Source organism: Caballeronia sp. ATUFL_M2_KS44 (assembly GCF_023630965.1).
GTDB lineage: Bacteria > Pseudomonadota > Gammaproteobacteria > Burkholderiales > Burkholderiaceae > Caballeronia > Caballeronia concitans.
The window spans coordinates 40,684-54,206 of record NZ_JALQEA010000022.1 but is presented as its reverse complement, the minus strand read 5'-3'; the positions used below and the strand labels follow the sequence as shown (position 1 = coordinate 54,206).

At 63.8% G+C, this 13,523-nt stretch carries 12 protein-coding genes; 5 read left to right on the top strand and 7 right to left on the bottom strand.

From position 1 onward, the window contains the following. Positions 1–174 precede the first annotated feature (174 nt). Complete coding sequence (locus tag NCR39_RS11945) at positions 175–1,809, top strand: NAD(P)/FAD-dependent oxidoreductase (protein ID WP_250452380.1); 1,635 nt, start codon at positions 175–177, stop codon at positions 1,807–1,809. A gap of 97 nt (positions 1,810–1,906) precedes the next feature. Here NCR39_RS11945 and NCR39_RS11940 read toward each other — a convergent pair whose 3' ends face one another. The 3 genes from NCR39_RS11940 to NCR39_RS11930 all read right to left on the bottom strand — a co-directional run bounded on the left by NCR39_RS11940 (position 1,907) and on the right by NCR39_RS11930 (position 5,989). Beyond that, positions 1,907–3,448: a UxaA family hydrolase gene (locus tag NCR39_RS11940; protein WP_250452379.1), complete on the bottom strand. Its 1,542-nt coding sequence runs from the start codon at positions 3,446–3,448 to the stop codon at positions 1,907–1,909. A 9-nt stretch (positions 3,449–3,457) separates the two neighbouring features. Next, positions 3,458–4,738, bottom strand: coding sequence for an MFS transporter (locus NCR39_RS11935; RefSeq protein ID WP_250452378.1), 1,281 nt, complete (start codon positions 4,736–4,738; stop codon positions 3,458–3,460). Positions 4,739–4,858: 120 nt separating this feature from the next. Next, complete coding sequence (locus NCR39_RS11930) at positions 4,859–5,989, bottom strand: mannitol dehydrogenase family protein (RefSeq protein WP_250452377.1); 1,131 nt, start codon at positions 5,987–5,989, stop codon at positions 4,859–4,861. A gap of 264 nt (positions 5,990–6,253) precedes the next feature. Between NCR39_RS11930 and NCR39_RS11925 the strand changes: the two genes are divergently transcribed. Next, complete coding sequence (locus NCR39_RS11925) at positions 6,254–6,952, top strand: FadR/GntR family transcriptional regulator (protein WP_250452376.1); 699 nt, start codon at positions 6,254–6,256, stop codon at positions 6,950–6,952. Positions 6,953–7,000: 48 nt separating this feature from the next. On the opposite strand, the gene NCR39_RS11920 is transcribed toward NCR39_RS11925, so the two are convergent. Next, a complete protein-coding gene (locus NCR39_RS11920; RefSeq protein WP_040049997.1) occupies positions 7,001–7,321 on the bottom strand; it encodes a hypothetical protein in 321 nt (106 codons plus the stop codon). Between the two features lie 383 nt (positions 7,322–7,704). On the opposite strand from NCR39_RS11920, the gene NCR39_RS11915 reads away from it, so the two are divergent. Then, positions 7,705–8,571, top strand: a complete 867-nt coding sequence (locus NCR39_RS11915) for a class I SAM-dependent methyltransferase (protein WP_250452383.1) — start codon at positions 7,705–7,707, stop codon at positions 8,569–8,571. Positions 8,572–8,574: 3 nt separating this feature from the next. Here the strand turns inward: NCR39_RS11915 and NCR39_RS11910 are convergent, their stop codons facing one another. Together NCR39_RS11910 and NCR39_RS11905 are read right to left on the bottom strand one after the other, a co-directional pair. Further along, positions 8,575–9,126 (bottom strand): DUF1415 domain-containing protein, encoded by a 552-nt coding sequence (locus NCR39_RS11910; RefSeq protein ID WP_502800207.1) that lies wholly within the window; start codon positions 9,124–9,126, stop codon positions 8,575–8,577. Then, positions 9,126–9,785: a TetR/AcrR family transcriptional regulator gene (locus NCR39_RS11905; RefSeq protein ID WP_250452374.1), complete on the bottom strand. Its 660-nt coding sequence runs from the start codon at positions 9,783–9,785 to the stop codon at positions 9,126–9,128. The genes NCR39_RS11910 and NCR39_RS11905 overlap by 1 nt, the downstream gene beginning before the upstream one ends. Before the next feature lie 118 nt (positions 9,786–9,903). On the opposite strand from NCR39_RS11905, the gene NCR39_RS11900 reads away from it, so the two are divergent. Then, positions 9,904–11,187 carry an MFS transporter gene (locus NCR39_RS11900; RefSeq protein WP_250452373.1) on the top strand — a complete coding sequence of 428 codons (1,284 nt, stop codon included), beginning with the start codon at positions 9,904–9,906 and terminating at the stop codon, positions 11,185–11,187. Positions 11,188–11,272: 85 nt separating this feature from the next. Continuing rightward, positions 11,273–11,869, top strand: coding sequence for a nitroreductase family protein (locus NCR39_RS11895; protein ID WP_250452372.1), 597 nt, complete (start codon positions 11,273–11,275; stop codon positions 11,867–11,869). 7 nt (positions 11,870–11,876) lie between these two features. On the opposite strand, the gene NCR39_RS11890 is transcribed toward NCR39_RS11895, so the two are convergent. After that, the gene (locus NCR39_RS11890) at positions 11,877–13,328 is read right to left on the bottom strand and encodes an MFS transporter (protein ID WP_250452382.1); all 1,452 of its coding nucleotides are present in this window, start codon (positions 13,326–13,328) and stop codon (positions 11,877–11,879) included. Between the last annotated feature and the right edge of the window lie 195 nt (positions 13,329–13,523).

The window sequence follows — 13,523 nt, the reverse complement described above, 5'->3', positions numbered from 1 at the left end:
GTGTGAAAGTAGGTAATCGTCAGGCTCCTCATGCCGCAAACAAAAACCCCACCCCGAAAAGGTGGGGTTTTTGCGTTTCATGCGCGCTTTGCGCCTGGCGTCAGATCAGCGTGGAACGCTTGCGCGCTAGAATCCCACATCGAAATTCCGCACGGCTGTTGCCATCGAGTCCCCATGCTACGTCTCAGCGAAATCAAGCTCCCGCTCGATCATCCCGATTCGGCTATCGAACCGGCTGTCATCGCGCGTCTCGGCGAAATCGGTGTGGCCGCCGACGAACTCGTGCACTTCCACGTCTTCCGTCGCGCGCACGATGCTCGCAAGCGGGCCGACATCAAGCTCACGTACATCATCGATGTCACGCTCAAGGACGAAGCGTCCGCGCTCGAACGCCTCAAAGCTCAACCGCATCCGCATTGCGGCGTCACGCCGGACATGGCTTACCGCTTCGTCGCCAAAGCCCCCGAGCGCTCGACCATGCAGCGCCCTGTCGTCATCGGCATGGGACCGTGTGGGCTCTTTGCGGGACTGATCCTGGCGCAGATGGGCTTTCGACCGATCATCCTCGAACGCGGAAAAGCCGTGCGCGAGCGTACGAAAGACACGTGGGGGCTGTGGCGGCGTAATGAACTCAATCCTGAATCGAACGTGCAGTTCGGCGAGGGCGGCGCCGGCACGTTTTCCGACGGCAAGCTCTACAGTCAGATCAAGGATCCGAAGCACTACGGCCGCAAAGTGCTCGACGAGTTCGTCAAAGCCGGCGCGCCCGACGACATTCTCTATCTGAGCCGGCCGCATATCGGCACGTTCCGGCTGGTGAGCATGGTCGAGAAGATGCGCGCGATGATTCATCAACTTGGCGGCGAAGTGCGCTTCCAGCATCGCGTCGAGGATATCGATATCGACGGCGGCAAAGTGCGCGGCCTGCGTCTGTCGACCGGCGAGACGTTGCGCTGCGATCACGTTGTGCTCGCCGTCGGTCATAGCGCGCGCGATACCTTCGAGATGCTGCACAACCGCGGCGTCTACATGGAGGCCAAACCGTTTTCGCTCGGATTCCGTATCGAACATCCGCAGGGCGTGATCGACCGCGCTCGTTTCGGCAAATTCGCCGGTCACGAACGACTGGGCGCAGCGGACTACAAGGTCGTGCATCACTGCAGCAACGGACGCGCCGTCTACAGCTTCTGCATGTGTCCGGGCGGAACGGTCGTGGCGGCGACGTCGGAGCCGGGGCGCGTCGTCACCAACGGCATGAGCCAATATTCGCGCGCGGAACGTAATGCGAATGCGGGCATCGTCGTTGGCATCACGCCGGAAGATTATCCCGGCGGCCCGCTGGCTGGCATCGCGTTTCAAAGAATGTGGGAAGAGCGCGCGTTCGAACTCGGCGGCGGCGATTACAGCGCGCCCGGGCAGCTCGTCGGCGACTTCATCGCGGGGCGCGCGTCGACGTCGCTGGGTTCCGTGGCGCCGTCGTACAAGCCGGGCGTCAAGCCGACCGATCTCAGCACGGCGCTGCCGGACTACGTGATCGAAGCGATCCGCGAGGCGCTGCCCGAACTCGACAAGAAGATCCCCGGCTTCGCGATGCACGACGCGGTGCTGACCGGCGTCGAAACGCGGACGTCATCGCCGTTGCGCGTGCGGCGCAAAGATGACTATCAGAGCGTCAATGTCGATGGACTGTATCCGGCAGGGGAAGGCGCGGGCTACGCGGGCGGGATTTATTCGGCGGCGATCGATGGTATCGAAGTGGCCGAGGCCGTCGCGCTGAAAATGATGGCGGAGTATTCCGCGACGCTGTAATGCGCGGCTTGGGAAAAGCCACGGCGAACCAGCCAACCAACATCCGGGCGGAAGCAAGCGAACCGCGCCTGCCACCGCCCGGAGCACAGCAAAAGCTTCAGGTCACCACACCCACTTGCCAGGGCACGAACTCGCTCTGTCCGTAGCCGTTCAACTCGCTCTTCGACGCCACGCCGGACGCGCAGTCCAGCATCATCTGGAAAATCTGCTCGCCGAGTTCGTCGATGGTCGCGGTGCCGTCGATCACGCCGCCGCAGTTGATGTCCATGTCCTCTTCCTGCCGATCCCACAGCGCGGTGTTTGTCGCGAGCTTCAGTGAAGGCGAGGGCGCGCAGCCGTAAGCCGAGCCGCGCCCCGTCGTGAAGCAGATGAGATTCGCGCCCGACGCGACTTGCCCCGTCGCGGACATCGGATCGTAGCCGGGCGAATCCATGAAGACGAAGCCCTTCGCGTCGATTCGCTCTGCGTACTCGTAGACTTCGACGAGATTCGTCGTGCCGCCCTTGGCGACCGCGCCGAGCGACTTTTCCAGAATCGTCGTCAGCCCGCCCACCTTGTTGCCCGCCGACGGATTGTTGTCCATCGCCGCGCCGTTGCGCTCGCAATACTGCTCCCACCACTTGATGCGCGCGAGCAGCTTTTCACCGACTTCGCGGCTCACCGCGCGCCGCGTGAGCAGATGTTCCGCGCCGTACACTTCGGGCGTTTCGGAAAGAATCGCCGTGCCGCCGTGACTCACGAGCTTGTCGACGGCCGCGCCCAGCGCAGGATTCGCCGAAATGCCCGAATAGCCGTCCGAGCCGCCGCACTGCAATCCGACGATCAAATGCGACGCCGGCACCGGCTCACGCTGCACGCGATTCGCGTCGGCGAGCATTTCCTTGACCATCGCGACGCCGCGTTCGATCGTCTTCTTCGTTCCGCCGCTGTCCTGAATGGTGAAGCTGCGCAGCCGTTCGCCGTCCTTCAGCCCGCTCGATTCGAGCACGCCGGCGATCTGATTCGTCTCGCATCCCAGCCCGACGAACAGCACCGAATGGAAATTCGGATGCACCGCGTAACCCGCCAGCGTGCGCCGCAAGATGCCCAGACCTTCGCCCTGCATGTCGATGCCACAGCCGAGACCATGCGTCAGCGCGATCACGCCATCGACGTTCGGGTAATCCGCGAGCACTTCCGGATGCACGTCGCGCCGGAAGTAATCGGCGATCGCGCGCGCCACCGTCGCCGAGCAGTTCACGCTCGTCAGCACGCCGATGAAATTGCGCGTCGCGACGCGGCCATCGTCGCGCCGGATGCCCATGAACGTCGCGGGCGTATCGACGAACGGCGTCGGATGCTTGTCGATGCCGAATTCGTGCTCGCGCGCGAAATCGGCCATCGACAGATTCTGCGTATGCACGTGCTGACCGCGCGCGATCGCCTCGCGCGCCACGCCGATGATCTGGTTGTAGCGCTTAACGGGCTCGCCCGCGGCGATGTCGCGCGTCGCGATCTTGTGCCCCGGCGGAATCAGGCCCGTGACGACGAGATCCTCCGACGCGATCCGCGCGCCGGAGACGAGCTGACGCGTCGCGATCACGACGTCGTCGTTGGGATGCAGCCGGATGACAGTATGGTCGGTGGATGTGGTGGACATGATGGTTTCTTAGATCGTGGACGGTGCGCGCCGATCGTCCAGCGCGTCCCTGTCGGCTTGATCCAGCGGCTCGATCTTGCCGACAAGGAAAAGATAGCTGAACGCGCCGAGGAAGCAGAAGCCGCCCGCGACACACAGCGGAATGACGAACGAACCCTTGGTGATGGCGAGCATCACGCCGGTGAACGTCGTGATGACGATACCCGCGAGATTCGACGCGAAGTTCTGGATGCCGCCAATCGACGCGACGTGATCCGGCGTCGGCGCGACGTCGCTCGGCAGAGACCAGATGCTGGCGGCCGCGAACGCGAGGCTCGCATAGGCGATGCCGAAGAACGCGAGCATCAGATAGATGTTGGTCACGAACGCGCAGAGCGTGATGACCGACGACATCAGCATGCCGCCGACCATGCAGGTCTTGCGCGCGGAGGTGAGGCTCCAGCCGCGCTTGAAGAGCGAGTCGGAGACGAAGCCGCCGAGCCAGCCGCCGGGAATCGACATCAGCGCGGGAATCGTGCCGAGCGTGCCGAGCGACTTGAGCGAGAAGCCGTGCGCCTGCACCAGATAGCTCGGGAACCACGTAATGAAGAAGTAGATGACGAAGTTCAGGCAGAAGAAGCCGAGCATCATGCCCCACAGCGTGCGGTACTTGAAGAGCGAACCCCACGACACCTTGTTCTTCGGCGCGACCGGGACCGGCGCGACATCGGTTTCGCCCGTCAGATCGCCCTTCGACTTGTTACGGTAGATCAGGAACCAGCCGAGAATCCACACGAAGCCGATCACGCCGGTGATGATGAACGACGCTTCCCAGCCGAACGAGCTGATGATGAACGCGACGACCGGAATCGACAGCGCGGAGCCCACGCGCGAGCCCGAATCGAAGATGCTGGTCGCGAACGCGCGCTGCGATTTCGTGAACCATTGCGACACGAGTTTCGCGCACGACGGATACGCGCCCGCTTCGCCGATGCCGAGCATCAGCCGGCAGCCGAACATGCCCGCGACGCTCGTCGCGACGGCGGTCAGCGCCGTGAAGACCGACCACCAGCCCACCGCGAGCGGCAGCGCGATGCGCGCGCCGACGCGATCGACGAACCAGCCGAACGGCATCTGCATGAGCGCGTAGGTCCAGAAGAACCCGCTCAGGATAAAGCCCATTTCAGCCGGCCCGATGCCGAGCGCTTTTTCGATTTGCGGCGCGGCAACCGCCAGGTTCGCCCGATCGATGTAATTGATCGCGATGGCCAGAAAGGCCAGAAATATCACTACCCAACGCATTTTCCGCATCGTCTGTCTCCTCAAGAAGCGGCACTTCGTTTATTCGGCCCGCGCGCGCTCGTGACGCGGTGGGTCGTGTTTAAGAAATGGAACGCGCGTTCCGCTCTGCCGGCGAAATCGCGTGACGGTTCAGGTTGCGTTCGCGTTCAGCGCGTCGCACAGGCGCGTTTGCCCGATATCGAGCTTGAACTCGCGTGCAAGATCGATGACCGGCTGAAAGCGCCGCGTTTTTTTCTCGTCGTGATTGCGCGCGATGTCCGAAAGCCTGTGTACGAGAAACGGGTTCTCGAAGCGATCGCGCACGCTCGCCAGATATTCGGTCGCGACATCGTGCTGGCCGAGCGCCGTGAAGACCGGCAACACTTCATCGCGCCAGACGGCTTCGAGCGGCTCGCGCAAGGCGGGATCGCGCATCGCGTCGAGGACGGTCATGTCGGCAGCGCCGCCGCGCGTGCGCCAGATTTCGGCGAGCATCGTGTGGCCGAGATTCAGAAGCAGCAGCTTGAGCCGTTCGTAGTGCGCAAGATCGTCCGTGATGACGATGTCCTCGTGCTCGCACGGCAGCACCATGCCCGCCTGACGCTCGATGGCCCAAAGCGCGTAAGGCTCCGCGATCGCGCCGACCGGCTGGATCGGCTCCGACACGATGCGGTCGACGAGCGAATTCACCCAGACGCACTCGTTCGTGAGATAGCGGATGAACGCGTCGTCCGCGTTCCATTTGCGCGCGATGCCGCACACGAGATCGCGCAGCGTGTCGCCGTTGCGCGAGATCAGCTCGCACGGCAGCAGCGTGACCGGCGCGGCGCCCGCGCGAAAGCGCGCGTGCAGCAGCACCGCGAGCTTGGCCGCGAAGCCGCGCGGCGTGCGCTGGCCGTCGAGCAGATCGGCGGTGTCTTCGTCGAAGAGCGCGTAGCCTGCGTCGGCCGTGTTCGAGACGATCACTTTTACATCGCGCTGTATCCGTTGCAGCAGGAGCGGCCAGTCTTCGTTCGCGTGCAATGCTTCGGTGATCGAATCGCATTCGACCGTGGTGTCGATCGTCTCATCGCGACGGCGTCCGCGAATGCGCACCGGATAGCGCTTGTTCGCCTTCAACGCGTCGGTGCGCGCGCGGCTGTCCGCGCTCGACGTGGTCTGCACGACGGTGATCTTGCCGAGCGCGCTCGCCGGATCGCGCCGCGCCGCTTCGGTGACGAAGAAGTCCACATGCGCTTGCAGGAAGCGGCTCGTGCCGAACTGAAGGATCGGATTGCTCATGATGGCGTCGCTCGCCGCCGCATCAGGCACGGACGTGCCGCGGCGGCGAAAGTTGTATGTGGGTCGTGACGGCTTGGAAACGGTTCCAACGCGATGCAAAAAAATTGGCCGCGTGGCCTTACCAGATTGCATACTAGTGGTTCGTATCGAAATTGGTCAAGCCACTTGTAAGCGGCGGAAATCGTCGAAACGCCCGCCACACGGTGCGCCAACCCTTCGCCTGATTACAATTCACGTTTTCCCCGAGCCTTGAGGAGCACGCCCGTGAGTGTGAAACCCGCCGAAACGCGCCGTCTCTACCTGCAGATCGCCGACACATTGCGCGGCATGATCGGCCAGAAGGACTTCGCGCCGAACGGCCGGCTGCCATCGGAACGCGAGCTTGCGCAGACGCTGGGCGTATCGCGGCCATCCGTGCGCGAGGCGCTCGTCGCGCTCGAACTGGAAGGGCGCGTCGAGATTCGCATGGGCTCGGGCGTGTATATCTGCGCGACGCCGACGGTCAAGCCGCCCGCGAGCGAAGCCGAGCTGGGCGAAAGTCCGATCGAGATCATGAATGCGCGCGGGGTGATCGAAGGCGCGATTGCAGCGAGCGTCGCGCCGTTCGCGAAACCGAAAGCGCTGAAGGCGCTGCGGGCCGTGTACGAAACGATGGCGCGCGAAGTGGAAAACGGCCAGATACCGATGAGCGCCGACCGCGCGTTTCACATCGGCATCGCGCAGATGTCGGGCAACGACGTGCTGGTGCGCACGGTAGGCGCGCTATACGACGAGCGGCACAGTCCGCTGTCGTCCACGCTGCGGGGGCATTTCGAAGGGGAAGAGACGTGGGCCGCCGCGCTGATGGAACACCGCGAGATTCTCGAGGCGCTCGAAGCGCGCGACGCCGTGCAGGCTCAGGCCGCGATGCAGCGGCACATGCGCAATTCCGCGGCGCGTCTGATGACGCGGCGCAAAGGCTGAAGCCGGCGCGTCCTCGGAAGACGCGCCGGCTTCGGGAGACCGGACGGGTCAGCCCGGATAGGCTTCATCCACCTTCAGGCCCGCGAGCTTGAAGATCACGCGCAGCGTCTGCGGCGCGATCTCGCGGCGCGACGCGAGCGTCGTCAGGACGAAGTCCATCACCTTGGCGTACTTGAGCATCGTGAGGCACGTTTCGATGTCGGTGGAGCCGTCGCGCATCGACTCGGCGAGTCGCAACATCTCCACGGAAATCTCTCGCGCCATCTCGAGCTCGAGTTGCTGCTTCTCGCTCCACGCGGGCATCGCCGTCAGTGTCGCGAGCATCTCCTGAAACTGTTTTTCTGCTTTCTTGTCCGGGATCGCATCCATCGCCGTCCTCTCTTGATCATGGCGCCGGCGAGTCGCATCGCCGCGCTGTGCGTTAGCTGTTACGTAACGGAACCGGACGCGGTGACGACGCGCACTGCGTGTCGAGACGCGGCTCGTTACTGACTATTGGTGCTGCATGCTGCATGGGCGCGTGGCAGCCAGTGACCACGCTCTTGTGCCGTCTGTAACAATGGCCTCATTGCCAAACGTTGCACGATTCGTTCCATGCGCTGATATCGCATATGCCGATGATTCGATGGCCGGAACAATGAGCGTCTCTGCGCTTTTGGGTAAACTTCCTCTTTTGAGACGGCAGAACCAGCGGTTAGCGCACATTCAGCGCGAACATGCTCCGCTTTTCATTCACCAGTCACCTGATCACGATGGCCAAGAAGTCCACAGCGCCGGCTCCGGGCGCGCCCGATCCGTCCAACAAACACGAAATCCGTCCCGGTCAGTCGATCGAACTGCTGAAGGAACTGCACATCCTCACGCGTGACGGCAAGATGAACCAGGACAGCCGCCGCAAGCTGAAACAGGTCTATCACCTGTTTCAGTTCATCGAACCGCTTCTGTCCGATGTGCATCAGCGCCAGGGTTCCGTATCGCTTGTCGATCACGGTGCGGGGAAGTCATACCTCGGGTTCATTCTCTACGATCTCTTCTTCAAGTCTCTGCGCGATCGGTCACACATCTATGGCATCGAGACGCGCGAGGAGCTTGTACAAAAATCGGAAGAATTAGCGGCGCGCCTGGGCTTCGACGGCATGTCGTTTCTGAATCTGTCGGTGGCCGAATCGATTGACTCGAATTTATTGCCGGATACGGTCGATATCGTCACCGCATTGCACGCATGCAATACCGCAACCGACGACGCCATCCACTTCGCTCTCCAAAAGAAGGCGAAATACATCGTGGTGGTGCCGTGTTGTCAGGCCGAAGTCGCGTCGGTGCTGCGCAAGAATAAGGGACACGCGCTGTCCAAGAACGTGCTGACCGAAATGTGGCGGCATCCGCTGCATACGCGCGAATTTGGGAGCCAGATCACGAACGTGTTGCGATGCCTGCAACTCGAATCGCACGGCTATCAGGTGAGCGTGACGGAACTCGTCGGCTGGGAGCATTCGATGAAGAACGAGCTCATCATCGCCCAGTTCAAGGACTTGCCGCGCGGCCGGCCGGCGCAGCGGCTTTCGGAAGTGCTGGAAACGCTCGGCCTCGAAGCGTTGCGCGAGCGTTTCTTCGCTTGATGTTCAGCGCTTGTCCATCCACGCCTTGAAGCCGTCGGGACCTAGGCGGCGCAGCGTTGCGATGTTGCGCTCGTAGATGTCGGCGGCATCGGGAAAGGCGGCGACCGCGCGATCGATGCTCGCCTCGCGAATCAAATGGAAGATCGGAAACGGGGCGCGATTCGTGTAGTTGTCGATATCGTCCGGTTCGGTGCCGTCGAACCGATACTGCGGATGAAAGCTCGCGATCTGCAGATCGCCCGCGAGCCCCAAATCGTTGAGCAGGCGGTCGGCGAAGAAGAGGGCGTCGTTGTAATCGGTGAAGTCGGGGAACGCGTGCGGCGTGATGAAAAGCGTCGTGTCGATGACTTCGGGATCGCTTTCATGCAACAGGCGCAACTCGTCGGCCAGTTCGACGACCACGTCTTCCACGTTGCGCGCGTCGCTCACGGCATAGCGGATCTGTCCCTTCACGTGCACGCTCTTGGCGAACGGGCACAGATTGAGGCCGATCACGGCGCGCGTGAGCCAATGCTGCGTGGCCGCGATCACTTCGTCGCGGGTGGGTGCGTCCATCATGAGTTTTCCTGAATTCCGTCGTGGATGCGCTCCGGCGCACACGCCGCGTCGATCAACGTTCGCGCGATGCGCGGCGCCGCACACAGCGGCCCGGAGCCGGGGCCGTAAGTCTGACTGGTCGCGTAGATGCCGTCGATCAGCAGCGCGAGCGATTCTGCCAGTTCCTGCGAATTTTTCGCGCCCGCCGCCTGCGATATTTCGATGAAACGCGACATCACATAAGCCTTGTTCCGTTCGACGAGTTGCCGCGCCGGATGCGCCGGATCGCCGAACTCGCACGCGACGTTGACGAACGGGCAGCCGCGATAATCCGGCGCGGACGCGCGCCTGACCAGATCTTCGAACACTTGCACGAGCTGTTTCGACGGCGCTTCGGGGTGCTTCGCGACGCTCGCTTCGAAACGGCGCCGGAATCCGTCGTCCATGCGTTCCAGATACGCGACGACGAGTTCGTCCTTCGACGCGAACTGCCGGTAAAGGCTCATCTTGTTGACGCCCGCGCGCTCCACGACGGCATCGACGCCGACCGCGCGAATGCCCTCGCGATAGAACAAGGCCTGCGCCGCGTCGAGCAGTTGCTCCTGCGCGGTCGCGGCGTCGGTGCGAACCTGGCGGCGAGCCGTGGATTTAGGCTGATCGGCGGATGATCGTGTCAAGGCGGTTCCTTCGAATGTGCATCGGCCTTGACATGTTACCGATCGGTAACTAAGCTCGCAACTCTGATGTGACAGAGCGGTCACGAATTCAAACGAAAGATAACGAACCGGAGCGACGATGAACTGGGTAGCGAGACGGCTGAACGGCCGGATGCATTACGGATGGATCGCGGTGGGCGTCGTGTTTCTGGTGCTGCTCGCGGCGGCCGGCACGCGCGCCACGCCGAGCGTGATGATGCTGCCGCTCGAAAAGCAGTTCGGCTGGTCGCGCGGCACGATCTCGCTCGCCATTTCCGTCAATCTCGCGCTGTACGGCCTGACCGGCCCGTTCGCCGCCGCCGCGATGCAACGCTTCGGTGTCCGTCCGACGGTGCTCGGCGCGCTCGCGACGCTGGCCGCAGGCGTCGGCCTTTCGTCGTTGATGACCGCGCCGTGGCAAATGGTGCTCGTGTGGGGCGTGATGGTCGGCGGTGCGACGGGCGTCGCGGCGCTCACGCTGTCGGCGACGGTCGTGAATCGCTGGTTCACGACGCATCGCGGCCTGGCGATGGGCATCCTCACCGCGAGTTCCGCGACCGGCCAGCTCGTGTTCCTGCCGTTCCTCGCATCGCTTTCGGAACATCACGGCTGGCGGCCGGTGGTGTTCGTCGTGGCGGCGGCCACCGCGCTCGTGCTGCCGCTCGTCGCGTGGCTCTTGCCCGAGCGTCCCGCCGATCTCGCGCTGCGCCCCGTCGGCGAAACAGCCGACGCGCCGGCCGGTCCCGCGCCCGCGCCGAAAAATCCGATCAAGGTGGCGTTCGGCGCGCTGTCGTCGGCGAGCAAGACGCGCGATTTCTGGCTGCTTTTCTTCAGCTTCTTCGTCTGCGGCGCGAGCACGAACGGCTATGTCGGCACGCATCTGATCGCCATGTGTTCGGACTACGGCATGACCCAGGTGCAGGGCGCGACGCTGCTCGCCGCGATGGGCATCTTCGATCTGTTCGGCACGACGCTTTCCGGCTGGCTCTCCGACCGCTTCAACGCCCGCGTGCTGCTGTTCTGGTACTACGGTTTGCGCGGGCTTTCGCTCATTTATTTGCCGTACGCGTTCGGCATCGATTTCTTCGGTCTGCCGCTCTTTGCCGTGTTCTACGGTCTCGACTGGATCGCCACCGTGCCGCCGACCGTGCGCCTCGCCACCGATGTCTACGGCAAGGAATCCGCGCCGATCGTGTTCGGCTGGATCGTCGCCGGGCATCAACTGGGCGCGGCGTTCGCGGCGCTCGGCGGCGGCATGCTGCGCTCGAGCCTCGGCAGCTACACCGTCGCCACGATGATCTCGGGCAGCCTGTGCCTCGTCGCGGCGGTCGCGGTGCTGCGCATCAACCGCGCGCGGCGCACGGTGGGCGTCGCTGCGACCTGACGCGTCCTTGTTCTATGCTGTCGTCGAAGCGGCGCGCGTTTGCCGAAGCGCGCCGTTCGCCTTTCAACCGAACGAGGAATCCGCCATGAGCGCAAAACCCGCTCCGACCGATGTCGACATCCACGAACTGATCGCCGGCCGATGGAGTCCGCGCGCGTATGCCGACAAGCCCGTCGATCGCGCGCAGTTGCATCAGCTGCTGGAGGCGGCGCGCTGGGCGCCGTCGTCGAATAATCTGCAGCCGTGGCGGTTCGTCGTGTTCGACCGTCATCGCGATGAAGCCGCGTTCCACCGCGCATTCGATACGCTCGCGCCGTCCAACCAGAAGTGGAACGCGAGCGTGCCGGTGCTGATCTGCGTCGCGGCGTCGACGCTCACGCCGAAGGGCGAGCCGAACCGCACGGCGACGTACGACACCGGCGCGGCGTCGATGGCGCTCGTGCTCCAGGCGCACGCGATGGGACTCGCCACGCATCAAATGGGCGGCTTCGACCGCGACGCGTTCCGCGCGGCGTTCGCGATTCCCGAAGACGCGCAGTTGATCGCGATGATCTCGATCGGGCATCACGGCGACGCCAGCCAGCTCGACGAAGCGCTGCGCGAGCGCGAGGCCGCGCCGCGAGCGCGTCGGGCGATCGGCGAAACCGCGTTCGATGGCGCGTGGGGCAAGGCGTTCGAGTGAACGCGCGTCAGGCTTCGTCGGCGGCGGAAAGCGGGCGCGCCACGTCTTCCAGCGACTTGCGTTCCGCCGCGACGCCCCAGATGCCCGCCACGATCGCCGCCGCCAGCATCAGCCCCGAGCCGATCAGATAGCCGACGAACACCGCGCCGCGCTCGTGCGTGTCGATGAGCCGCCCGAACAGCGTCGGCCCGATGATGCCGCCGAGCGCCGTGCCGAACGCATAGAACACGGCGATGGCGAGCGCGCGGATTTCGAGCGGAAACGTCTCGCTCACGGTCAGATACGCGGAACTCGCCGCCGCCGACGCGAAGAAGAAGATCACCATCCAGGCGGCCGTCTGCGTCGTGACGGTGAGCATGCCTTGCGTGAACATCCAGCCGCTCAGCGTCAGCAGCACGCCAGAAATGCCGTACGTGAACGCGATCATGCGTCGCCGGCCGAGCACGTCGAAAAGCCGGCCGAGCACGAGCGGACCGAGAAAATTGCCGGCGGCGAACGGCAGCACATACCAGCCGATGTGATCGCCCGGCACGTGATAGAAGTCCGTCAGCACGAGCGCGTAGGTGAAAAAAATCGCGTTGTAGAAGAACGCCTGCGCGGTCATGAGCGTCAAGCCGACGAGCGAGCGCCGCCGATGCACGTTGAAAAGCGTATGCGCGACTTCCCTGAGCGGCGTGTGTTCGCGCGCATGCAGACGCAGCGGCTTGACGGGCGTATCCGGAATCTCGACGCCGTGTTCCCTGAAATGCGCTTCGATTTCGTCGACGACTTGCCGCGCCTCGTCCGCGCGATTGTGCGTGATGAGCCAGCGCGGGCTTTCCGGCACCCACATCCGCATGAAGAGGATGGTGAGTCCCAGCGCCGCGCCGATCAGAAAGCACGCGCGCCAGCCCCAGTCGGGCGGCAGCATGCCGGGATCGAGCAGCACGATCGACCCCGCCGCGCCGATTCCCGCGCCGACCCAGAACGTGCCGTTGATCGCGAGATCGGTCCAGCCGCGCAACCGGGCGGGCGTGAATTCCTGAATCGTCGAATTGATGGCCGTGTATTCCCCGCCGATGCCCGCGCCGGTCAGGAAGCGAAACAGCACGAACGACGCGAGATTCCACGAGAACGCCGTCGCGGCGGTCGCGGCGACGTAGAGAAACAGCGTGATGAAAAAGAGCTTGCGGCGTCCGAGCCGGTCCGTGAGCCAGCCGAAACCGAGCGCGCCGAGCACCGCGCCCGCGATATACGCGCTCCCGGCAATGCCGACATCGGCGTTCGAAAACTGCAGCGCGGGACTCGTCTTCAGCGCGCTCGCGACGGCGCCGGCGAGCGTGACTTCGAGCCCGTCGAGCAACCAGGTGACGCCGAGCGCCGACACGATCAGCGTATGAAAACGGCCCCACGGCAGGCGATCGAGCCGTCCGGGCAGGTCGGTTTCGATGATCTCCGGCCGATCGCCGGGCGTTTCCATCGAACGATTCTCTTGCGGTGCGGTAGTCTCGTTCATATCCCGGAGCGTCGATGGCCTGAAACCTAGCGCGGCGCGCAAAGTGCATTCCACTTTCGTGAGATCAATGCGCCGGGTTATATTTATCTTTTCCGCGATTGATGCGCTGCGCTGGACGTGTTAAAAACGCCGTCCACGATTTTTTGATACGCGGCGTTG